17 protein-coding genes are annotated in these 22,499 nt (G+C 60.8%); 7 read left to right on the top strand and 10 right to left on the bottom strand.

Annotation, left to right across the window (positions count from 1 at the left end; translation table 11 throughout):
- Nucleotides 1–3: 3 nt before the first annotated feature.
- From lpxB to INF32_RS06045, 3 genes are read right to left on the bottom strand one after another with little or no spacing between them, the layout of a single operon-like run.
- A complete protein-coding gene (gene lpxB, locus INF32_RS06035; RefSeq protein ID WP_226387460.1) occupies nt 4–1,170 on the bottom strand; it encodes a lipid-A-disaccharide synthase in 1,167 nt (388 codons plus the stop codon).
- 25 nt (nt 1,171–1,195) lie between these two features.
- Nucleotides 1,196–1,873 (bottom strand): tRNA (guanosine(37)-N1)-methyltransferase TrmD, encoded by a 678-nt coding sequence (gene trmD, locus INF32_RS06040; RefSeq protein WP_226388116.1) that lies wholly within the window; start codon nt 1,871–1,873, stop codon nt 1,196–1,198.
- Between the two features lie 7 nt (nt 1,874–1,880).
- Complete coding sequence (locus INF32_RS06045; protein WP_226388117.1) at nt 1,881–2,543, bottom strand: MBL fold metallo-hydrolase; 663 nt, start codon at nt 2,541–2,543, stop codon at nt 1,881–1,883.
- Between the two features lie 106 nt (nt 2,544–2,649).
- Here INF32_RS06045 and INF32_RS06050 point away from each other — a divergent pair, with 106 nt between their 5' ends.
- Nucleotides 2,650–3,780, top strand: a complete 1,131-nt coding sequence (locus tag INF32_RS06050; RefSeq protein ID WP_226387461.1) for a hypothetical protein — start codon at nt 2,650–2,652, stop codon at nt 3,778–3,780.
- Between the two features lie 95 nt (nt 3,781–3,875).
- On the opposite strand, the gene INF32_RS06055 is transcribed toward INF32_RS06050, so the two are convergent.
- The 7 genes from INF32_RS06055 to INF32_RS06085 all read right to left on the bottom strand — a co-directional run bounded on the left by INF32_RS06055 (nt 3,876) and on the right by INF32_RS06085 (nt 16,897).
- The gene (locus INF32_RS06055) at nt 3,876–5,402 is read right to left on the bottom strand and encodes a hypothetical protein (protein ID WP_226387462.1); all 1,527 of its coding nucleotides are present in this window, start codon (nt 5,400–5,402) and stop codon (nt 3,876–3,878) included.
- Between the two features lie 40 nt (nt 5,403–5,442).
- The gene (locus tag INF32_RS06060; RefSeq protein WP_226387463.1) at nt 5,443–8,082 is read right to left on the bottom strand and encodes a glycoside hydrolase family 2 TIM barrel-domain containing protein; all 2,640 of its coding nucleotides are present in this window, start codon (nt 8,080–8,082) and stop codon (nt 5,443–5,445) included.
- A 146-nt stretch (nt 8,083–8,228) separates the two neighbouring features.
- Entirely contained in the window at nt 8,229–10,028 is a 1,800-nt protein-coding gene (locus INF32_RS06065; protein ID WP_394368332.1) for a glycoside hydrolase family 71/99-like protein, read from the bottom strand.
- Nucleotides 10,029–10,128: 100 nt separating this feature from the next.
- Complete coding sequence (locus INF32_RS06070; RefSeq protein WP_226387465.1) at nt 10,129–11,664, bottom strand: hypothetical protein; 1,536 nt, start codon at nt 11,662–11,664, stop codon at nt 10,129–10,131.
- Between the two features lie 33 nt (nt 11,665–11,697).
- Nucleotides 11,698–12,306 (bottom strand): fasciclin domain-containing protein, encoded by a 609-nt coding sequence (locus INF32_RS06075; protein ID WP_226387466.1) that lies wholly within the window; start codon nt 12,304–12,306, stop codon nt 11,698–11,700.
- A 21-nt stretch (nt 12,307–12,327) separates the two neighbouring features.
- A complete protein-coding gene (locus tag INF32_RS06080; protein ID WP_226387467.1) occupies nt 12,328–13,767 on the bottom strand; it encodes a RagB/SusD family nutrient uptake outer membrane protein in 1,440 nt (479 codons plus the stop codon).
- A 10-nt stretch (nt 13,768–13,777) separates the two neighbouring features.
- The gene (locus INF32_RS06085) at nt 13,778–16,897 is read right to left on the bottom strand and encodes a SusC/RagA family TonB-linked outer membrane protein (protein ID WP_226387468.1); all 3,120 of its coding nucleotides are present in this window, start codon (nt 16,895–16,897) and stop codon (nt 13,778–13,780) included.
- Between the two features lie 528 nt (nt 16,898–17,425).
- Between INF32_RS06085 and rlmD the strand changes: the two genes are divergently transcribed.
- Genes rlmD through INF32_RS06115 form a run of 6 tightly spaced genes read left to right on the top strand, consistent with a single transcriptional unit; the run spans nt 17,426 to nt 22,497 of the window.
- The gene (gene rlmD / locus INF32_RS06090) at nt 17,426–18,838 is read left to right on the top strand and encodes a 23S rRNA (uracil(1939)-C(5))-methyltransferase RlmD (RefSeq protein WP_226387469.1); all 1,413 of its coding nucleotides are present in this window, start codon (nt 17,426–17,428) and stop codon (nt 18,836–18,838) included.
- A 39-nt stretch (nt 18,839–18,877) separates the two neighbouring features.
- Nucleotides 18,878–19,576, top strand: coding sequence for an SIMPL domain-containing protein (locus tag INF32_RS06095; RefSeq protein WP_226387470.1), 699 nt, complete (start codon nt 18,878–18,880; stop codon nt 19,574–19,576).
- A gap of 48 nt (nt 19,577–19,624) precedes the next feature.
- Nucleotides 19,625–20,305, top strand: a complete 681-nt coding sequence (gene mnmD, locus INF32_RS06100; RefSeq protein WP_226387471.1) for a tRNA (5-methylaminomethyl-2-thiouridine)(34)-methyltransferase MnmD — start codon at nt 19,625–19,627, stop codon at nt 20,303–20,305.
- Between the two features lie 8 nt (nt 20,306–20,313).
- Entirely contained in the window at nt 20,314–20,769 is a 456-nt protein-coding gene (locus tag INF32_RS06105; RefSeq protein ID WP_226387472.1) for a cytidine deaminase, read from the top strand.
- Nucleotides 20,770–20,793: 24 nt separating this feature from the next.
- Nucleotides 20,794–21,498, top strand: coding sequence for an RluA family pseudouridine synthase (locus tag INF32_RS06110; protein ID WP_226387473.1), 705 nt, complete (start codon nt 20,794–20,796; stop codon nt 21,496–21,498).
- Between the two features lie 39 nt (nt 21,499–21,537).
- Nucleotides 21,538–22,497 (top strand): glycosyltransferase family 2 protein, encoded by a 960-nt coding sequence (locus tag INF32_RS06115; RefSeq protein WP_226387474.1) that lies wholly within the window; start codon nt 21,538–21,540, stop codon nt 22,495–22,497.
- The last annotated feature ends 2 nt before the right edge of the window (nt 22,498–22,499 follow it).

Below are 22,499 nucleotides of genomic sequence, written 5' to 3' on the forward strand. Positions count from 1 at the left end.
GTTCTATTCGGTTTTCGGTGTTTCGGACGAGGCGAGGCGTTCGCGCAGCAGGGTCACCATGCGGGCGGCGAAACGGTCGGATGCCCCCGGTCCCCCTACCCGCTCGCGCAGGGCGGCATAGTCGGCGAGCATTTTCTCGTGCTTGGCGCCTCCGGGCAGCACGGCCCGCAGCTCTTCGGCGGCATGGCGTACCTCCATGTCGCCCTGTATCATCTCGCGCACCACCTCGCGGTCCATAATCAGGTTCACCAGCGAAATGTAGCGGATCGAACGGATCAGCAGGCGCCCGATGGCGATGGTCACCGATCCGGCCCGGTAGCAGACGAACTCGGGCGTACCCAGCAGGGCCGTCTCCAGGGTCGCCGTCCCGGAGGTCACCACGGCGGCCTCGGCATGGGCCAGCAGGGGGTAGGTCTTGTCGCAGACGTACTTCACGGGACTCTCCCCGCCCAGCACGGCGTCGTACAGGCTGCGGTCGAGCCACGATACGCCCCCCACCACGAACTGATAGCCGGGAAACTCCGCCGCCAGTTTCGCCATGAAGGGCAGGTTGTACCGGATTTCGGTCTTGCGGCTGCCGGCCAGCAGGGCCACGATCGGACGGTCGTCCAGTCCGTTTTCCGCAAGAAACGCCTCGCGGGAGGGAATCGAACGCTTCTGCTCCACCAGCACATCCTCGATGGGATTGCCCTCGTAGATCGCCTCGATTCCCCGGCGGCGGAAATACTCCACCTCGAAGGGGAAGATGATGAACAGCCTGTCCACGTACTTGCGGATCAGCTTCACGCGCGACTCCTTCCACGCCCACACTTTGGGCGAGATATAGTAGAAAGTGGGAATACCCGCCAGATGGGCGAACTTCGCCATCTTGAAATTGAAGCCCGGATAGTCAATCAGGATCAGCACGTCGGGGGCATAGGCGGCCACGTCGGCCTTGCACTCACGCAACTGGCCGAGGATCGTGGGCAGGTTCATCACCACCTCCACGAATCCCATGAACGAAGCGGTCTTGTAGTGCCGGGCCAGATTTCCGGCGCCGCCCACGGCCGCCATCTTGTCGCCGCCCCAGAAACGGAACTGCGCCTGCGGATCGTGCCGCAACAGCCCCTTCATCAGGTTCGCCCCGTGCAGGTCTCCCGAGGCCTCGCCGGCAATCAGATAGTATCTCATACGGTCTCTTCTTTGGTTCGTTCGTCTATTTTTCCAGCAGGTCGGGCCTCAGCCGTTCGGTGCGTTCCAGCGCCGTCTCCTCCTGCCAGCGGGCGATCTCCGCGAAATTGCCCGACAGCAGCACGTCGGGCACCCGCCAGCCGTTGAACTCGGCCGGACGCGTATAGACGGGAGGCGCCAGCAGGTTGTCCTGGAAACAGTCGGTCAGGGCCGACGCCTCGTCGCCGATGGCTCCCGGCAGCAGGCGCACCACGCTGTCGGTGATGATGGCCGCCGCCAGCTCGCCCCCCGTGAGCACATAGTCGCCGATGGATATCTCCCGCGTGATGAGGTGTTCCCTCACCCGGTAGTCCACCCCCTTGTAGTGGCCGCAGAGGATGATGATATTGCCCAGCGTGGAGAGGCGGTTGGCCTCGTGCTGGTCGTAGGTGACGCCGTCGGGCGAGGTGTAGATCACCTCGTCGTAGTCGCGCTCCCCCTTCAGCTTTTCGATGCAGAGAAAGATGGGCTCCGGTTTCATCACCATGCCCGCCTCGCCGCCGAAAGGATAGTCGTCCACCGTGCGGCGCCGGTCGGAGGTGTAGTCCCTCAGGTTGTGGACCGCGATCTCCACCTGCCCGGCCTGCTGCGCCCGCTTCAGTATGGATTCGTTCAGCGGACTGGCGAGCAGCTCGGGCACCACGGTCAGAATGTCGATGCGCATCATGGCCTCAGCACTTTACTTCGCCGTTGATGACCTCCACCACGAATGGATTGTAGAGCGTCTCGTGGCCGATCGTGCTCTGCGGGCCGTGGCCGGGATAGAAACGCACGTCGTCGCCCAGCGGAATCAGCTTCTCGAGAATACTCTTCATGATCCAGCTGTAATCGCCCCCCGGCAGGTCCGTACGGCCGATGCTCTCGCGGAAGAGGGTGTCGCCCGTGAAGAGGATTTTCTCCCCCTCCTCGTAAAAGGCCACATGGCCCGGCGTATGGCCCGGCGTATGGATCACCCGCAGCGCGGTTTCGCCGAACGTCACCTCGTCCCGCCCCTTCAGGTCCACCTCCGCCGCGGGCACGCTCTTCACGTCGAATCCGTAGATCGCCCCGTGCTGCGGAGCCGACTCGACCAGGAAACGGTCGTCGCCGTGCAGGGCGAACGGCACGCCGAACGTACGCTTCACGTAGTCCACGCCCAGGATGTGATCCACGTGGCCGTGGGTATTGAGCGCCAGGACGGGAGTGAGCCCGTTCTCCCGGATATAGTTGGTCAGGGCATTGTCCTCGCGGGCCGAATAGTTGCCCGCGTCGATCACCACGCACTCTCCCGTATGATCGGAGACGACATAGGTATTCTCCTGAAAGGGATTGAAAGGCAGAACGCCGATTTTAATCATAGCAAACGGTTGTTTTGGAAACAAAGATAGTGATTCGCCGTCAATTTCCGGCATATTTCCTGCTCTGGTTGCAAAGATGAAAGCATTCCACTACATTTGCCGTATGATACGAAGCCTGTTTCTGATCCTCTGCGCCCTCACGCTGGGCAGCTGCTCCCTGTTTCGCTTCTCGGTCGACACGGGGGGCACGCCGCTGCCCGGACGCGACCTGAGCATCCGGACCATGACCCGCGCCTTCGGGGCGGAATTCATCTCCCGGGTGGCCCGGGCCGCCGATTCCATTGCGGAAGGGAGCGCCGATCCGGCCATCCGGATCGAGGCCCTGCGTTGGAAGATGAACGCCACGGCCGCCTGTGCGTCGGCCGTCTACCAGAGCGTGCCGGAAGTGGCCCTGCTCAACACCTGGGTGCTCTGCCGGCAGATGCAGCACTACATGGCCGCCACGCCCGACTCCCTGCTGCTGGGTCCCCGGAGCGGCATCGCCCGCACGGTATCCGACGAGTTGCTGAGCCAGATGGACACGCTGGCGGCGGGCCTGCTCGCCCCCGACCGGCTGGCGGAAATGGCGGAATTCACAGAAAAGTATGCCGCCGCGCATCCCGTGCAGCAGATGCGGTTCGCGGCCCCCGACCTGATGCTGGCATGGGTGCGCCATCTGGGCATCTCCGACCAGGACTATGTCAAGACGGTCGGTTCCGTACAGGAGGTGATCGCCGACATGGGCGACCGCATGTCGGGGGCGGCCCGGCAGTTCGGAGACCGGGTGGACTGGACGGCCGACCTGATCGCCCTGCGCATGGAGCAAGACAGCATCCGCGACCGGCTCTCGATGCAACTGGACAGCCTGGCGGGAGATTTCAGCCGCATGGTACTCATTCTGGAACACTCCCCGCAGCTGGCCGACACGCTCGCGGCCGGCTTCAACGCCCGGATCGCGGAACTGATCGCCACGCTCGACGGAAGCATGGCCCATGCCTTCGCCGCCATCGACCGCCAGCGCACGGAGCTCCAGCGGTTCGTCGACGCCCAGCGCGAAGTCCTGATGCAGGAGGCCCGGCAGACGGCACGGGACACCGTGCAGAACGTGCTGGACGGGCTTCCGGGCCTCGTGGGCAGCGTATTGCTCTATCTCGTACTGGCGCTGGCCGTCCTGTTCGGAGTGCCTTTCGCGCTCGGCTTCCTGCTGGGCAGGGCACGCACCCGCCGCGACAAGAGAAGGAAAAAAGACGACTGATCCCCCCCCGGACACCTCTGCGCATCCGGCCATCCGGATAAAAGAAAAAGTGTGTCCGGCACGAGCCGGACACACCTTATTATACGGACCGTTCCCTACCGGTCGGCCGGTGCCTTGTCATAATAGGAAGCCAGCGCGTAGAGATTGTTGTGGAGCTCTTTCACTGCATCCAGGAAATCGGTATAGGGTTCGTATTTGACCGACACGAGCCCCTTGTTCGAATCGGAACCGTCGCCGTATCCGTCGCCGTACTCGAAGTGCATCCATCCGGCGCAGTTGCGCGTCTCGAGCAGACGCAGGCAGAAGTTCTGGTAGAATCTGCCCCGGTCACGCTGCGTGCGCACCAGCCAGCCGCCCCCCTCGAGGTTCGAATAGGCCGCCCCGTTGTAGGAGGCATCGGCCCCCTTGACGTAAAACTCCGTCACGATGAAAGGCTTGTCGCCGCACCACACGGCCAGATCGGCCATGAAATCGGGTTCGGGCTGCCAGCGGGCGTAGTAGTTGAGCGAAACCACGTCGCAATACCGGGCGCAGGCCTGTACGATGCCCTGCGTGTATTTGCTCCAGTCGTGGAGCCGGACGCCGAGGATCAGATGCTGCGGATCGGCCCGCCGCACCGCTTCGGCCGTCACCCGGAAATAGTGGTCGGCGACCGCCTCGCGGAACCTTTCGCGGTCCGCCTCCGTGATGTCGCTCTCCGAGGCGATTCCCTCCCGGGCCATGAAAGCCTCGGCGAACTCCCGGGCCCCCCGGTACCGGTCGGGCAGGGAGAGGAAGTGTTTCAGTTCGACGCCGTCCACGTCGCTCGCATTCCGGTAGGCGACAAAGGGCAGTTCGTTGTCGAGATAGTACCCGACGAAGTGCCTGTCCCCGGCGAACAGGGCGCACTTCTCGCGGGCCAGATCCTCGACGTACTCCTGGAAGGTCGGCTCGAAAGCCAGGACCAGCCGGTTGTACGTACCGTCTTCGAAAGCGTAGCCCAGATTTTCGGACATGTCCCACATGAACGTCCTCAGCAGGTAGAGGTTCTCGGCATAGGCCATCTTCCGCCGGCCGGGCGAAAGCAGGTTGTCTCGCACCTCCTCCGGAAAGCGTTCGATGCGGTTCGATCCGTAGGAGACGTAATTGAACCCGCAGGAGGCGAGCAGTCGGCCCGTTTCGGCGCTCCATGCGGCATCGCTGCCGAATTCGGAGCCGAAAGCCGCGACATGCTCGTCGGAGGTGCCGGGACGCACGTGCTGTGTGCCGTGCAGGATCGCGGCCCCGCCGTCCGGGTCGAGGAAATACCAGCGTCCGCCCGACTTGCCGATACGGAAAAACCCTTCGGTACCGACCACCGAAACCGGCTGTTCGTAGTCGAGGCGGCCGCCCCAGGCCGTTTCGACATGTGCTGCGACCGGAGAGAACCAGTTCATTCCTCCGATCGTCCGCGTCTCCCGCGAATCGGCCGTCGTCCAGGCCTGAAAACCGCCGTTCTGTTTTTTGCGGTATTCGACCGCAGTATAGGTATATTCGGGCCGGTCGCCGTGTCCCGTCCCGCCGGAGGCTCCGTCGGCATTCTCATCGGCACAGGCCGCGAGCGCGAGCAGGGCTCCGGTCCACAGAAAAGTCATACGATTCATAAAAAACAAATATTCAGGTCAATAGTCGGTTAACAGCGAATCAGTAGTTGCGATAGATGCGGATGGCGTTCAGTACGGGCTCTCCCTCGATGCGGCCGAAATCGACCCGGATTCCCTGTCCGTCGCGGACGATCACCTCGACCTTGCGGACGAGGGCCCGGGCGAATCCGGCTTCGGAAGCGATCGAGAAGTTTTCGAGCACCTTCGTCCCGTTCACCGAGACGTCGAAACGGCGGCCCTTGTAAGCCCGCTGCACGTCATCGGCCCCCAGGTTGTAGGCCAGCGCCTCGCGCTTCTCCACGGCATCCAGTTCGGCCCAGCAGAGATAGAGGGAGTAACACCCGTCCGGGACATCGGCCCGGAACGATTCGATGCCGACCCGCTGTGTCTGGAACACGGCATTGTTCTCCGTGCCGAGAATGTCGGTGGCCGTACCGAGCCATCCCGTTCCGGAACGGCGCAGGGCTTCGCCCCCGACATATCCCCAGCTGCCCGGAACGTAGGGCTGCTCGGGTATCCAGCACAGACCGGCCGTCCGGTCGTCGAAATAGCGCGGGGAACCGAGCATCACGTTCAGTTCGGTGAACGTTCCGGGCGACGCCTGCGCCAGACGGAAATCCACCGTCAGTGCATCGGTCAGCGTCCCGGCCTTCGCCACGAGCCGGTTCTCCCCGTCCGTAAAGGGAACATCGAAAAACGCGACGCCGTCGTCGGGGCGTTTCGTCCCCACCTTGCGGCCGTTGACCCACAGGGTCACCTGCGGACGGTTGGTGAAGACCGGTACGGGCTGCACGCAGCGTCCCCCGCCGTCGTCCGCCCCGCCGCGGTTGATCCACTCCCGGTTGCCGATCGTCAACCGGGGCGTCGCATCGAGCAGTGTGCGGTAATACAGGTACGAATCTTTCAGCTCCCGGTCGAGCCCCGTGATCCCCTTGTTATTGACATGCGGCACGATGTCGGCCCGCGGTTCGGAATAGAAACTGTTCAGGTTCCAGACCGACGAACCCGCCACGAAGGGACGCTGCCGCATCTGCCGCATGTAGTGCCGGTGGTACGCGAGACCGTACTCCTGCGAAAAGTCGAACTGCTCGGGGGCAAACGAATGGACGCGCTGGTCCACGTCGGCACCGTATTCGGTGACCATCAGCACCTTGTCGGGATACTGTGCGTAGAGCCGGTCCAGAATGCGTTCGAACTCGGTGATGTCCGGCTCGTACCACCCCTGGTAGAGGTTCCACCCCTGGATCATCGGGATGCGGGTCAGATTGGCCGCGGCGTACCTGTCCGGCGCATTGTGATAGGCCATCATCGTGTAGCGGGCCGGGTCCTCCCCGCGCACGGTCTTCTCCAGCGTCGAGGCGACCCGTTCGAGCGTCTCGTAATAGGCGGCCCTGCGGACCGAATCCGTATAGGGTTCGCGGAGCAGGATTTCGTTCATGTAGGCCCAGATCATCACCGAAGGATGGTTGAAATCCTGCCGGATCATCTCACGGGCCATCTCCACCGAATTTTCGAGGAATTCATCCGTTTCGGTGATGGCGTTGACCAGAGGAATCTCGACCGAGGCGACGATCCCCAAACGGTCGCACATCTCCATCACCACGGGGTCCTGCGGATAGTGCGACACGCGCAGGAAATTGCCTCCCATCCGTTTCAGCAGGAGAATGTCGCGCTCGTGCATCCCGTCGGTCAGCGCCCACCCTCGGCCCAGGTAATCCTGGTGGCGGCATGTGCCGGCCAGTTTGCGCGGACGGCCGTTGAGCGAAAAGCCCCGGTCGGGATCGAACGAGAACCAGCGGAGGCCCAGCGGATTCGACACCTCGTCCAGCACCCGTCCGTCTTCGTCCACAATCCGCGTGAAGACCCGGTAAAGATTCGGCGAGTCGATGTCCCAGAGCTGCGGCGAGTCGATCCCGACCGTGCACCGCACCGGCACCTCCGACGCACCGGGCGCCAGCTCCACGGTCTCCTGCACCCGGGCCGCCTCCTGTCCCCCGGGCGAAAGGACGAGATGTTCGACCCGTACCCGGGCGGACCGTTCCCCGCAGTTGGTCACCAGTGCGCGCAGCTCCACCGAAGCATGCTGCGCGGAGACTTCGGGCGTGGTCAGGTAGACGCCCGACGAGGCATAGTCGGTCGGCGCAATATGTACCTTGTCGGTCAGCAGCACACTCACGTCGCGGTAGATGCCGCCGAAAAAGGTGAAGTCGGCGGAAAGCGGCGGAATGTTCGGATCATGGGCGTTATCCACCTCCACCGCCAGCAGGTTCTCCCCGCCCGGAACGGCGAACTTCGTGATATCGAACAGGAAACGGGTGTAACCGCCCCGGTGTTCGCCGGCGAAATGGCCGTTGACATAGAGGCGCACCACCTGGTTGGCCCCTTCGAAACAGAGGTACACCTGCTTCGAGGCGGCATCGGCCGGCAGGGTGATCCGTTTGCGGTACCAGGCGGGACCGCGGTAGAAGCCCGGCTCGTCGTCATCGGCATCCTGCGCGTTCCATGTATGCGGAATATCGACCGTCTCCCAGCGGGAGTCGTCGGCCGAAGGCAGGAACGCCTGGTAAGGCGAGCCCTTCGTGAAGCGCCAGGCCTCGTTAATCGTATATTTCACACGGGCATCGACCGTACCTGCGGCCAGTATCCATGCCAAAAAGAGAAACAATCTCGAATATTTCATAACCGTCATTCAAAAAAATCAGCATATACTATCCTCTGCTGCGCCCGGACACTCCTCCCGCCCCGCAACGGACGCGGCACACCCCTCCCCTGCGGAGCCTCCCTCCGCCAGGAGCCGTCTTTCCGGGACAGAGTACGGCGGCGGGATTACCGCACCAGTGTATAATGGAAACTGAGATCGCGCACCTCCACCGGCCCCTTGAACATGAGCGTAAACCCGGGAGCCGTGGTATAGAGCACGTTTTCCGGCGCGAGTTCCACACGCACCCTCTTCCACTGCTTCGAACCGTCGGTCTTGAACTTTGCCACCGTGGCGAAACGGTCCTTCGGCTGGCGCTCCGTACGCGAATAGATGAAACAATAGCTGCCGTTGACCTCCCAATCCAGGTATTCGAATTCGAGATACCCCCGGTGGGTACGCGCCGCGATCAGTTCGCGCGTAACGTTCTCGGGCAGATAGACCTTCAGTTCGGGATCGGCGCTCCACTCGCCGGCCGAAGCATCCTGGCTGAAACGAAGCTGCGAAACGGGGACGTCGATGGTCCGGGTTTTGAGCCCCTTTTCCAATGTTCCGACAGCAGCTTCCGCCTCGGCGAGCCGCTCCCCGGCCCGGGCATATTCCCGTTGCGAGATCAGCCGGGCCGCATCGTCCAGCAGTGCGTCGGCATCGGCCGTCTTGCGGCGGGCCGCGGCGAGAAATTCGCTCCGCTTGCGCAGCCCGAACAACTTCTCCGGCAGCAGGAGACCCGACGTATCGGCGGGAATCTGCTTGAACTCGGCGGCATATTTCAGCGTCGTGCGCAACTCCCGGTCCCCGTTCTCCACCGTCGGTTCGATCTCGTGTCCTTCCGTGTAGTCGCTCCACGAAGCGATGAACACCATGTCGAGACTGTCCTTCGAAGCCATGTTGAATTCCCACATACGTTCGTAAGTGGCGCCGTCAGCCCTCGGGATATAATAGTAGTGCTGCCCGCCCCACCCGGCGCATCCGCTGTTGTCCATCCCGGGCATCACGAAACCCGACTTCACAACATAATCCGGGTCGGAACTCATCCACACCGAATCGCGGAAAGGTTTCATGAACTCGATCAGATCGTCCGGTTCGGCATAATGGTCCCAACGGGGATGTCCGGCATCCATACCGCGCACGCGGGCCGGAAGCCACGCCGTAGGAATCATGCCCAGCCGTTTCCACGACTCGATCTCCTCGCTCCAGCGGACGGGGACGTAGCGGTCGTTTTCGAGCCGGCCCCACTCGGCCCAGCGGCGCAGCACGGCCGGCCGCTCCATCCCCTCCGGCAGACGGAGTTTCGAAGCCGCCGACGCATATTCGGCCGGTTTGGCGCCGGGCCCGAACAGGTAGAAAACGGGGCGACCGTTCACCGTCGGGGCCGTAGCGCCCGACAGGACATGGTCCGCCAGATACTGATAGCACACGGCATAGTAGTCGGTCTTCGCTTCGCGGGTGTCGATCTCGGGGTGCATGCGGGTGATCCAGTCGTAGTAAAGCCAGCCGTCGCACCAGTTCACGCCGACCTCGAAACCGTACTTCGCCGCCACGGTCTGCATGGCCTTGAGCAGCGCGTCGTTTTCATGGCCGATGAACCCCCATTCGATGAAGAAGCCGTCGATGCCGGCCGCCTTGGCCGAAAGTATCTGGTATTCGAGGTAATCCGGATCGAGATTCGACTGCATACCCACCCGCGGATAGGCCACGGCCGCGATGTCGTGCCGTCCGGTCGTGTCCATGAAATCGGCGTTGCGACAGATCGTCCCGCGTCCGGTCTTCGACTTGCGGGTGTCGGCGTGCATCTCCCAGCGCCCCAGCTTGCCGTCGTGGGCACGCGTATAACGCACGCCGTGGTAATCGGCATAGATCTTCTTGCCGTTCTGGGCGGAGACGCCCATCGAGGTGGCCAGGGCCGCCACGCACAATAATCGGAACAATTTCATACTCAAAAAAGTCTCTGTCTGTTTCAAAAGTAGCAAAAAAAACGGAAATCCTTCCGGGCTTTACACCGTAGGATTTCCGTTCCGTTTCAGACGCCTACTCCTTGGGGAGTTTGACGGCGAAGGTAAAGGTTCGTGCGTTCTTGTTCGTTCCGCTCGGTTCGCCGACCGAAACGAGCTTCAGCAACGCGACCTTGCCGGCGGCGGGAGAGGTCGGGGCCAGCTTCACGACCCACACGCTTCCGACCATATCCTCGCCTCCCTGCATGACAGTGGAGATAACCGAAGAGGGGTCGATCGCCTGGATATCGGCGGCCGTGGCGCTCTCGAAATTGAGGCTCGACTTGGCGAACGTCGTGGCATTCTTCACCGTGAAATTCTGGAGATTTCCCCCGGCAGCGGAATACTCCTTCGGTTTGGGGTTCTTGGCGATATCGTAGATACGGATCAGATTAGCGTTTCCGGTCATGTAGTAAACCGCCACGTCGATATGCGACTGCAACGAAGGATCGTCGAAGCAGGCCTGTACCGAATAGGATTTCCGGTCGCTGATCGACAGCATGCGGTTGCCGCCGTCCACACCGTCGTTGGCCGGAGCCGTATTGACCAGAATATTCTGCACATAGTAGAGGTTGACCAGAGCGTCGGCCGTCGCCGTCGCCGAACGGCCCAGCCGGTCGGTGGCTACCACCTTGACACCCGTCGTCTTATTGGTGAAGGTCATGGTCTCGGCATAGGCCACGGAGGTCTCGTTCGAATAATCCGTCGATTTGATCCGCTCCTCGTTCGAGCCTTCCAGCCGGTAAAGCTCGACCTTCGCCAGGCCGCCCTCCGATTCGATCTGCACCTCCACGGCCTTCTGCTCGTCCTTGTCGGCGATGATGGTGCTCTGCGCGAAAGTCAGGACGGGAGGAGCCACGGTCGTATAGTGCACGGGGAGGGTCTGGATAGTCACCTGTCCGTAGCTGTCCACGGCCCTCACCTTCAGCCCCGTGTCGAACTCGTCGTAGGGAATGACCTCGTTGTAGGTCCACGTGCTCCTGGCATCCTCATCCGGATCAAAGGAAACGGACGCATAGTCCACCTGTCCGGTGGTCTTCACACGGGTGAGCTCGACGGAGGCCAGCAGGGCCGAAGTCGTCACCGTGATACCCGTGGCGGGCATATCCACCTGGTCCCTCTCGTCGTACTCGATGGAAGCGGGATCGAACGTAATGGACGGCGCCTCGACGATATCCGTCACGGAGATCGGCATGGAGGACTTCACCCGGCGGTCGAGTTTGTCGACGGCCTCGATCACGGCCTCGGTGTAGTCCGCCTCATACTCCACCTCCTCCGCGAGACTGTAACTCTTGTCGTTGAAAAATTCGGTCACGGTCGTGACGGGAACCGTCTCGCCCTCCGAAGTGAGGATACTGAGCGCCACGCTCTTCAGCCCGGCTTCGGACTTGATGACCGCAACGACCGGCAGGTTGTCGACCAGATTGAGGTCCGCATCCAGTTCGTCGTACACGAACGTGATGACGGGCTCGGCCGAGGAGGGATCTATCGTCTCGTCGTCGTCCTTGCATCCGGCAAGCGACAGGGCGAGGCACCATCCCGCAAGTAAACTTATCAATAATCTTTTGTTCATGGCATTTTCCTGTTTTAAAGATTCACCTCCGTCTTATTTCTTGTAGTAGCAGTAGTTGTCGAAGACATGGATCACCCCGTTGGTGGGCATGATATTCGAGCTGACGGCATGACGCAGGGGAGAGTTGCCATTGGTCCCCGTGTCGTTCACGATGATGGCGCCGGCGTCGGCCATCCAGGGATTCTTGCGGGTGAGCATCGTCATCAGGCCCTGCTCGCCCCGGCGCAGCGTCAGCACGAACATCGCTTCGACCTGCAGTTCGCCGTACCCGCTGTAACGGCCGTCGACGATATGGTAGAGCAGCAGATTCTTCACATCCTCCGCGGGCACTTCGGTAATGCTCGTATAGGTGCCGTAGGAGTTCACGAACGAACTGATAGCCGTATTGGTCAGCGCCAGGAACGTGTACTCATGCCCGGTCTGCGTGTAGTAATCCCTCATGCCGGCGTGGTCGATGGCCGTCATGAAATCGCTGAAAATATCGCTGCGGGACTCGAAATACTCCCATGCCGTCATATTGATATGGGGGTCGAGCACCGAACCGTTGTATTCGGCATCGGTCTGCAGCTTCATGTCGTCGCATCCCGCCGCCAGCAGGAGCACCGCAAAACATGCAATCTTTGCAAATATATTCTTACACATGACTCGTTTGGATTTACGGATTTATTCGGTTGTCGCATAATAGCTGTTCTGCACCAGCTTCGGATTGTGGTCTATGAGCGAATAGTTGATCGGCAGAAGCTCGTTGCCGTCCTCCTGGCAGCCGTTGATGGGACCCATGACCGTTTTCCAGCGGCCCGTGCGCACCAGGTCGAACCAGCGGCGTCCCTCGCCGATAAGCTCGCGCTGCCGCTCGTCGAGGATGAAGTCCACGATCTGGTCCTCGGTACCGAAATCGTCGGCCGTAGGCGTTTCGAGCCCGGCACGGGTACGGATGGGTTTGATCAGGTCGAGCGCCTCCTCCCACTTGCTCTGGCGGGCCTGTGCCTCGGCCTGCAGCAGGATCATGTCCGAATAGCGGTAGATCGGGTAACCGATTTCGCAGGTCTTGTTCAGCGTCGAGGAGATAGTGCCCGATATGTACTTGCGCATCTCCCAGCCCGACTGGTATTCCACGGCCACCAGCGGCAGGCGCAGGTCGGCCGCATCGTACTTGTTGCGCAGCACTTCCGAGACCACGGCGGCACGGTTGCCCGAACCGGTGAACCACTGGTACATGTAGCTGTATCCGTTGGCACCCACCTCGTCCATGTTGAAATGCACGACGAAGATGAACTCCTTGGTCGAATACTCGTCGTTTTCGGGCGTGTTGTCCGACGCCTTGTTGTTGAGCTCTTCGGTGAACATCTTCTTCCAGGTGTTGATATCGGTTTCGAGCGCCATGAAGGTCGCGTCGCCCTTCATCTTCTCGATGGTCTGGTCCGCGAGGTTATACTCGCCCAGCCACATGTAGACGTCGGCCATGATCGCCCACACGCCGTAGATCGAGATACGCTTGCGCTCCTTGTTTCCCGTCCGGTCGATCAGCGACTCGGCCTTCCGGAGATCCTCGAGAATCACCTCGCGCAGAATGTAGTCCTTGTCGGTGCGCTCGCGGTAGATGTCGTCGCTGAACTTTTCGTTCGGCTCGGTGAACAGGGGCACGTCGCCCCACAGGCGCACGGCGTAGAAATAGGCCAGCGCCCGCATGGCATAGGCCTGTCCCAACAGGTCGTTCTGGTCCGTCACCGAGGGCATGTCGACCTTGGGCAGGTACTTGATACAGAGGTTGGCCTGGTTGATGACCGTGTACAGGTCGGACCAGTCGGCGCAATCGAGGTCCGTGGTGAGCTGGTTTTCCATCACGCGCTGCTGCGTGGCCGCCGACGAAGAACCCGGTTCGAAATCGTCCGAACGGAACTCGCCCCAGTAGAAGTAGTTCGCACGCATCGCCGTGCGGAAATAGCTGTAAATCTGGCTGACCCCGGCCTTCGCATCGCGCGAGGAAGACCACATCTGGTTGGCCGGGACTTCGCTGACGGGCTGCTCATCGAGGAACGAGGCACACGAAACGAATCCCGCCGCCAGCGACACAGCGATAAATGTACGATATATATTTTTCATGATCAACGGATTAAAATTTAACGTTCAAACCCAGACCGAACTCGCGTTTCTTGGGATAGCGGTAGGTATCCTTGCCGATCTGCAGGGGATTCGAGGTGGAGAACTCCGGATCGTATCCGCTGTACGAAGTCCACGTCAGGGGGTTGTTCGCAAAGAAATAGACCTGGACGCCCTGGATGCGCAACGGTTTGACCCAGCGTTCGGGCAGATCGTACGACAGGCGGATGTTCGACAGACGGATGTAATCGGCATCCTCGACGTAGAACGAATTGGCGTAACGGGCGTTGTTGTACTCGTCGTTGTAGGGACGCGGGTAGAGCGCCTGGTCGCCGGGCTTGGTCCAGATGTTGTAGATGACGTCGGGCGAAGGGGTCGTCGAACTGTATTGGAACATGTTGCGGGTGTGTTCGGCCGAATTGTAGATCTGCCCGCCGAACGAATAGTAGAACGAGACGAAGAGACTGACGCTCTTGTAGGTGATCGTCGTGCTCAGACCTCCCGTATAGGTCGGAAGGGCGTTGCCGATAATCATACGGTCGCTCTCGTCGATGATGCCGTTGCCGTCGCGGTCCACCCAGTTCACGTCGCCGCCGCGGAACGCCTTGCCGTTGGCCAGCTTCTTCTGCACGATGTCACCCGTATAGACTTCGCCGTTGAGCGTATAGTGGCTGAAAGTGCCGTTTTCGAAAACGGGCGTGAGCTGCTGTCCGGAACCGGGAACGAAGGCGTTCGACTCGTCGTAGGGGAAGATGTTGATCTGGCGGTAGCCGTAGAAGTCGCCCAGCGATCCGCCTTCGGATATCCACCACAGGTCGCTCTCCAGATAGGGATCGCCGTCGGAGAGCTGTTCGATCTTGTTCCAGTTGCGGGAGATGTTGAACGAAGCGTTCCACCGGAAGTTCGGCCGGCGGATCAGGTCGCCCGCGATCGAGAACTCGAAACCTTTGTTGCTCACGGCCCCCATGTTCATCCGCATGGACGAGAATCCCGACTCGCCCGGCAGCTCGCGGTTGGCCAGCAGACCGTCGGTGTATTTGTCATAGTAGTCCGCCGTGACGGTCATGCGGCTGTCGAAGAAGCTCAGGTCGAGACCTACGTCGATCTGCCGGGTCTCCTCCCAGCGCAGATTGTCCACGGCGAGCCGTGCGGGATAGACGCCGCCCACGCCGTCGTAAATGTCGCCCGTCGCATAGGAATAGAGGTAATCGTAGTTGCCGATCTGCTCGTTACCGGTGATACCCCAGCTGACACGGATCTTGGCATCGTCGAGGGCCCGGCGCGAAAACTTCATGAAAGGCTCGTCCGAAATGCGCCATGCCGCCGACACGGAGGGGAAATTACCCCAGCGGTTCTCCTTCGAGAAGCGGGAAGAGCCGTCCCGGCGGAACGTAGCCTGAATCAGATACTTCGATTTCCAGTCGTAGGCGACGCGGGCGAACAGCGACGCCATGGAGTGGTTCTGCTGCCAGGTACCGGTCGAACTGAGCGTAAGGTTCGCCGCGAAAGCGTTCATCGTGGGGATGAAGTCGGTGGAGGAGTTGATACCCTCCATCACATTCGAATCGGTCCGCCACTGCTGTTCGCTGAATCCGACGAGGGCCTGGAAATTGTGGTTGCCCCACTTGTTCTTATAGGTGAGGATATTTTCGTTCAGCCAGTTCCAGTTCAGGTAATCGGTGGCGTAGCCGCTGTTGCTCGTCTGCCACTCGTCGGTAATCATGCTCGGATAGACGCGGCTGCGTTTATTGAGGTAGGCGTTCGCGTTGATACTGGTCTGGAAGGTCAGCCCCTTGGCCAGCTTGATGTCGAATCCCTGGTAGAAATTGGCCTGGTAATACTCCGTGCGGTCGGTGGTGTACTCCACCTGCGCCAGCGGACTCTTCTGTCCCTGGAATACGCCGGCCAGCGTCCCGTCCGGATAGTAGAGGTTGAAATAGGGACGCCGCGAGAGCATGGCGGTCATCAGCTGACCTTCGTTGAGGCCGTTCTTCTGCGAATAGCCCAGCGACAGACGGCTGCGCAGGCTGAGCCACTCGTTGGCCGTGTAGTCGGCATTGATACGGGCGGTGAGACGCCGGAAATCCGTGTTGGGAATGATACCGCGCTCGTTGTAGTAACTCGTCGAGCCGAAATACTTCATCTTTTTCGACCCGCCCGAAACGCTCAGGTCCACCTGGTCTTTCTGTCCCCACTGGAACAGGAGGTCCTGGTAGTCGTTATCCACGTTGAATGCGGCGTTGAGCGAATCCTGTATGATGACCATGTTCTCATTGGGAGAGCCCACCCCGTACTCCAGGAAATAGTCGCGGCGCAACTGGTCGTAATAGCGGCGGTCGGCACGGGTGGCCTGCGCGAGCTTGTGCGACAGCTGGCTGAATGAATGGTAATACTTCAGGTCGATGCGCGGGGTGCCCGTCTGTCCGCTCTTGGTGGTCACGAGGATCACACCGTTGGCCGAACGCGAACCGTACATGGCGGCCGAAGCGGCATCCTTCAGCACCTCGATCGAAACGACGTCGCCCGGGTTGATGGCGTCCATGTCCTCCATCGGGATACCGTCCACCACGTAGAGGGGTTTCACGCCGTCGGCCGAGAAGGTGGAGATACCGCGGATGTTGATCTGGGCGCTCTCACCCGGCTGACCCGACCCGGCCGTGATCTGCACGCCGGCCACCTGGCCCTGCAACGCCTCGAAAACGTTCGAGGGAATCTTGCGCTCGATCGCCTCGGAGGAGATCGAGGCGATCGACCCCGTCACGTCGCGCTTGCGCATGGTACCGTAGGCCACGACCACCACGTCGTCGATCTCTTTCGTATCGGCCTGCAGGGTGATCTTCAGCGAGCTGGCATTCACCGTGAGTTTCTGGGTGAGGTACCCGATGAAGGAGACCTCCACGGAAGCGCCCTTTTTGGAAAGGGTCAGCGTAAACTTACCGTCCTTGCCGGTCACCGTACCGTTGGAGGTGCCGGATTCGACGACCGTGGCGCCGATCAGCGGCTGCCCGTCCCCGGAAACCGTCCCCGAGACGGTGAACTTTTCCCCGCTCTGGGCGACAGCAAGTCCCGCATACAACTGTGCGACCGCCAGCAGGCCGACGTACAGCAAACGAACTTTAGTCAATAGTTTCATTTTAAAATAGTTTTGGATTATGTTGAAAAAAATGGCACTGCAATTCCCCGATCCGTCGCAAGCCGGTATTTTCCGCGACATTTAATAATTAATTATAAACACACACAGGCATTACACTCCGAACCCCCGAACAAGCCATTCCATTAATATAAATTTACACAAATAAAAAAAGATTATTTCTTAAAAGCAACCGACTGGCCCATACATAAATAAGCATTTCGGCTCATTTTTACCCATAAGTTCCTCCGGTCTCCGGTGCCGGGTCCGGGACGGAAAATCCCGGCTAAATCCGTTTATTTCCCGCTTTCGGATTGCAGGAATCCGTCCGGCACCCGACCCGGCCGCCCGTTCCTATTTACGTATTTTTTACGCTAAGAAATTTCGGCCCGGTCCGCCTCGGCCGTACCCGGAATCCGCATGTCACGGCCGTTTCCGGAATCTCCCGGCACCGGAAGGCCGCCCACAATTCTTTTTGTATTACGGATGGGATTCGCTACCTTTGTCATCCATTTCAAATCAGGAACAACCGTGGCAAGAAAGAGAGGAAATCTGCCTCTGATCGAGGCGTTGGAGATCGTGGACATCGCGGCCGAAGGCAAGGCGCTCGGCCGGTACGACGAACAGGTGGTGTTCGTCCCGCTGGCCCTGCCGGGCGATGTGGTGGACGTACAGGTGACCGTCAAACGCAGGCGTTTCATGGAGGGACGGATCGTGCGTTACGTGAAACGGTCGGCACTCGCCGCCGAACCCTTCTGCGAACATTTCGGCGTGTGCGGCGGCTGCAAGTGGCAGAACCTGCCCTACCCCGAACAGCTGCGGTTCAAACAGAAACAGGTGGAGGACCAGCTCTCCCGCATCGGCCGGGTGGAACTCCCCCCGGTGGAGCCGATCCTCGGCTCGGAACAGACGGAGTTCTACCGCAACAAGCTGGAATTCACCTTTTCCCACAAACGCTGGATGACCCGCGAGGAGGTCGAGGCCGGAGGCGAAATAGCCGATCCGGAGGCGCTCGGCTTCCACATTCCCGGCATGTTCGACAAGGTGCTCGACATCCGCCGCTGCTGGCTCCAGCCCGACCCGTCGAACCCGATCCGGCTCGAAGTGAAACGGTTCTGCCTGGAGAACGGTTACGAATTCTACGACATGCGGGAGCACCGGGGAGTGATGCGCAACCTGGTGATCCGCACCGCATCGACGGGCGAAGTGATGGTGATCGCGGTCTTCGCACGGGACGACCGGGAAAAAATCGCCCTTTTGTTGGACCGCCTTGCAACGAAATTCCCCGAAATTACATCTTTGATGTATGTGGTGAACACGAAACTGAACGACACGTTCGGCGACCTGGAAGTCCTGCTGTGGCGGGGACGCGACCATATCTTCGAGGAGATGGAGGGTCTCCGGTTCAAGATCGGCCCCAAATCGTTCTACCAGACCAACTCGGCGCAGGCCCTGAGGCTCTACCGGGTGGCCAGGGAGTTCGCGGAGCTCACGGGCGGGGAAACCGTCTACGACCTCTACACGGGAACGGGAACCATCGCCAACTTCGTGGCCCGGCAGTGCGGCAAGGTTGTTGGAGTGGAGTACGTGCCCGAGGCCATCGAGGATGCGAAGGTCAATTCGGCGATCAACGGCATCGGAAACACGGTGTTCTACGCCGGAGACATGAAGGACGTGCTGAGCGACGCCTTTATCGCGGAGAACGGCCGGCCCGACGTGGTGATCCTCGATCCTCCCCGGGCGGGCATCCATCCGGACGTGGCGGAGACCATCCTGCGGGCGGAACCCCGGCGGATCGTCTATGTAAGTTGCAACCCCGCCACACAGGCACGCGACATCGCCCTGCTGGACGGACTCTACCGCGTGGAGCGGGTGCAGCCGGTGGACATGTTTCCCCACACGCACCATGTGGAGAACGTGGTGAAACTGTCGAGGAGACGATAGGCTACTTTTATTATATACAATAAAAAATAACAGACGATTATGAAAAGGTTATTATTCATGGCAGCCGCGCTGATGCTTTGCAGCGGACTCGCCGCCCAGAACGGAAACAATACCCCTTACATCGAGACTTCGGCCACCGCGTCGCGCGAAGTGACCCCGGACGAAATCTTCGTGCGCATCGTCCTCAGCGAGAACGACACGAAAGGCAAAATTTCGATCGACAAACTCCAGGGCGACATGATGCGGGCCATCAAAAAGGCCGGTATTGATTTCGAGAAGAGCCTCACCATCGACAACATCGAATCGCAATATCAGACCTACCTGTTGCGCAAGAGCGACGGACGCACCACCAAGACGTTCCTGCTGATGGTAGGCGGCGAACAGCTCGCCCCCCTGTTCACCGCCCTGGACGAAGCCGGCATCTCGAACGTGAACATCCAGAGCGCCCGCTATTCGAAAGTGGCGGCTCTGCGCGACGAGCTGCGCGTGGAGGCGGCCAAAGCGGCCCAGGCCCGGGCCCGGATGCTGGCTCAGGCCGTAGGACAGGAGATCGGCAAGGCGATGCAGATACAGAACTACGACAACGGCAACGCCGTGGTCTACAACAACATCATGCTGGCCCGCGCCTCCGCGAAGATGGCCGACGGCATCACTTTCGAAGAGAGCGCCCCCACCGTGGAATTCAAGAAAATCAAGGTAGAGAGTACGGTGACCATCCGTTTCTCGCTGCCCCAGTAAATCCGGATGACGGGCGGGAGCCTCTCCCGCCCGCCGAACAGACTTCCGATGCAGGCGATCCATCCCGCCATAGAACCCACGGAAGACGGGTCGCCCACGCTCCGGCATCCCGTCTTCGGGGAGACGTACCACTCCCTGCACGGGGCGGTGGCCGAAGCGCGGCACGTATTCATCGCCGGAGGTCTGAAAAGGTGTCCGCTGCCGCACGTGCACATTCTGGAGGCGGGTTTCGGCAGCGGGCTCAACGCATGGCTCACACTGCGGGAGGCGGAAGAGAGCGGACGAACGGTATGGTACACGGCCGTGGAAGCCTATCCCGTGGACATACGGACGGCCGAAGCGCTCCGCTACGCGGACGATCCGCTTTTCGGGGCGCTGCACCGGGCCCCGTGGGGCGAGCCGACGGAGATCACGCCCCGGTTCCGGCTCGAGAAACGGGCGGAAGATTTGGTTTTCGCCCGCATGGACGCTATCTTTGATATCATCTATTTCGACGCCTTCGCGCCCGACACCCAACCCGAACTGTGGACGGAAGGACTCTTCCGGAAACTGTTCGCCCAGACCGCCCCCGGCGGCGCACTGGTCACCTACTCCGCCAAAGGGACGGTGAAACGGGCCCTGCGTGCGGCCGGCTATGAAGTGACCCGACTGCCCGGAGCGCCCGGCAAACGCCACATGGTGCGCGCCGTACGGCCCCGGAAAAACGAAAGCGACGCAAACCTCAAATGAAACGCACTATGGAACAGACATTCAGTTTCGACTATCGCCACTACGATTCGCTGGCCGATCTCTCCCCCCGGGACCGGGAACTGGTAGATCGGGCCAAAGAGGCCTGTGGAACGGCCCATGCTCCCTATTCGAATTTCCGGGTCGGTGCAGCGGCCAGGCTCGCCAGCGGCAAGATCATCACGGGAAGCAACCAGGAGAGCGAGGTTTTCCCGGCGGGTGTCTGCGCCGAACGCAGCCTGCTCTACTATCACCAGGCACACCACGCCGGCGATCCGATTGAAACGCTGGCCATCGCCTCGCTGCCCGACCGGCGGGAGTGCTACCCCTGCGGCATCTGCCGGCAGGTCATCAACGACACCCAGCGCAGGCAGGGGTCCCCGATCCGCGTCATCATGTCCGGAGCGGACAGCGCCACGGCGATCGACACGGCCACCCACCTGCTTCCCTTCCTTTTCGAACTTTAACCGATCCACGCCCGACCCGAACGTATGTTCCGCCCCGAAGACATCCTCTACGAAGACAACCACCTGCTGGTGGTCAACAAACACGCAGGCGACCTGGTGCAGCCCGATCCGTCGGGCGAAAGCGCCCTCGAAGACCAGATCAAGGCCTTTCTCAAACGGAGGGACGACAAACCCGGCGAGGTGTTCCTCGGAGTGGTGCACCGCATCGACCGCCCGGTGAGCGGCGCGGTCCTCTTCGCCAAGACGAGCAAGGCGCTGGTGCGGCTGAACGAGATGATCCGCCGGGGCGAGATCGGCAAGACCTACTGGGCCGTGACCGAACGGATGCCCGGGAAGACGGAAGACACTCTCGTCCATTACATCGTACGGGACGGGAAGAGCAACCGTTCGCGGGCTTATGACCGCCCGGTGAAGGAGGGCAAGGAGGCCCGGCTCGAATACACCGTGCTGGGCAGCGGCGAACGTTACCACCTGCTGGGCATCCGCCTGCTGACGGGACGCCACCACCAGATACGCTGCCAGCTCGCCCGGATCGGCTGCCCGATCCGCGGCGACCTGAAGTACGGCGCAGCCCGTTCGCTGCCCGGCGGAGGCATCTCGCTCCACTCCCGGACGCTGGAGTTCGTCCACCCCGTCCGCCGGGAACCGGTACGCATCACCGCCCCCGTACCGGCCGAAGACCGGCTCTGGGTCTTCTTCGAAGAGACCTGCGGCGGAAAAAACGATTGACCCCACGTTGCAACAACCCCGATAAAACCGTTATTTTACATGAATATACCCAAAGTCAGCGTCATCATACCCGTTTACAACACGGAGCAATGGGTCGGACACTGCATCGAAAGCCTGCTGGGGCAAACTTTCCGCGATTTCGAACTGATTCTCGTAGACGACTGCTCGACCGACCGGTCGCGGGAGGTGATCGCCTCCTTCCACGACGAACGCATCCGCTTTTACAGGAACGAACGGAACCTAGGGGCCGCCGCCACGCGCAACCGGGCGATCGACCTGGCCCGCGGGGAGCTGCTGGCCCAGCAGGATTCGGACGACTACTGCACACCCGACCGGCTGGAAAAACAGGTCGCCTTTCTGGATGCCCATCCCGAAATCGACTTGTGCAGCACGTGGTACCGGATGGTGGACGGAGCGGGACACCTGCTCTTGAACATTCAGGCGCCTACGGGTCCGGACGACCTGAAGGTCCATACGCTGTTCGGCTCGGTATTATCCACCTCGGGAGTGATGATGCGCCGGGAGAAGTTTCTGGCCACGGGCGAACGCTACCGCGAAGGCATGGCCGAGGATTTCGACCTGTGGAACCGGCTCGCCTTCCACCTGCGGTTCGCCAATATCCCGGAACACCTGCTCTACTGGGTACGCTGGGAAAACCAGATCTCGACACGGCTGAAACATCTCCAGGACGAAAGCGCCAAAAAAGTGTTCGCCGAAACGTTCGACCGTCTGAACATTCCCTACACCGAACAGGAGCTGGACCTGCACACGCACATGTACCTCGACAGGGATTTCCGTTTCACCCGTTCCGATCTGAGGCGCCACAGCCGTTTTCTCCGGACGATTTTCCGCGCGGGCTGCGCATCGGGCGAACTGAGCCCCCTGTTCCTCAAGCGGAAGATCATGGGCGACTACAAACAATTCCATCTGAAACTGTACCCCCATCCGCTGGTCAGTATCCAGAAAAGAATTTTCAAACTCCGTCTCAAACATTTTTAACC

Source organism: Gallalistipes aquisgranensis (genome assembly GCF_014982715.1).
Lineage (GTDB): Bacteria > Bacteroidota > Bacteroidia > Bacteroidales > Rikenellaceae > Gallalistipes > Gallalistipes aquisgranensis.

What these genes read in the sequence shown, in the direction of transcription:
- INF32_RS06115 (WP_226387474.1), top strand. Translation starts at nt 21,538, where the DNA reads ATGAATATACCCAAAGTCAGCGTCATCATACCCGTTTACAACACGGAG.
- trmD (WP_226388116.1), bottom strand. Translation starts at nt 1,873, where the DNA reads ATGCGCATCGACATTCTGACCGTGGTGCCCGAGCTGCTCGCCAGTCCG.
- INF32_RS06060 (WP_226387463.1), bottom strand. Translation starts at nt 8,082, where the DNA reads ATGAAATATTCGAGATTGTTTCTCTTTTTGGCATGGATACTGGCCGCA.
- INF32_RS06095 (WP_226387470.1), top strand. Translation starts at nt 18,878, where the DNA reads ATGAAAAGGTTATTATTCATGGCAGCCGCGCTGATGCTTTGCAGCGGA.
- INF32_RS06070 (WP_226387465.1), bottom strand. Translation starts at nt 11,664, where the DNA reads ATGAACAAAAGATTATTGATAAGTTTACTTGCGGGATGGTGCCTCGCC.
- INF32_RS06050 (WP_226387461.1), top strand. Translation starts at nt 2,650, where the DNA reads ATGATACGAAGCCTGTTTCTGATCCTCTGCGCCCTCACGCTGGGCAGC.
- INF32_RS06080 (WP_226387467.1), bottom strand. Translation starts at nt 13,767, where the DNA reads ATGAAAAATATATATCGTACATTTATCGCTGTGTCGCTGGCGGCGGGA.
- INF32_RS06110 (WP_226387473.1), top strand. Translation starts at nt 20,794, where the DNA reads ATGTTCCGCCCCGAAGACATCCTCTACGAAGACAACCACCTGCTGGTG.
- INF32_RS06055 (WP_226387462.1), bottom strand. Translation starts at nt 5,402, where the DNA reads ATGAATCGTATGACTTTTCTGTGGACCGGAGCCCTGCTCGCGCTCGCG.
- INF32_RS06105 (WP_226387472.1), top strand. Translation starts at nt 20,314, where the DNA reads ATGGAACAGACATTCAGTTTCGACTATCGCCACTACGATTCGCTGGCC.
- INF32_RS06075 (WP_226387466.1), bottom strand. Translation starts at nt 12,306, where the DNA reads ATGTGTAAGAATATATTTGCAAAGATTGCATGTTTTGCGGTGCTCCTG.
- lpxB (WP_226387460.1), bottom strand. Translation starts at nt 1,170, where the DNA reads ATGAGATACTATCTGATTGCCGGCGAGGCCTCGGGAGACCTGCACGGG.
- INF32_RS06085 (WP_226387468.1), bottom strand. Translation starts at nt 16,897, where the DNA reads ATGAAACTATTGACTAAAGTTCGTTTGCTGTACGTCGGCCTGCTGGCG.
- mnmD (WP_226387471.1), top strand. Translation starts at nt 19,625, where the DNA reads ATGCAGGCGATCCATCCCGCCATAGAACCCACGGAAGACGGGTCGCCC.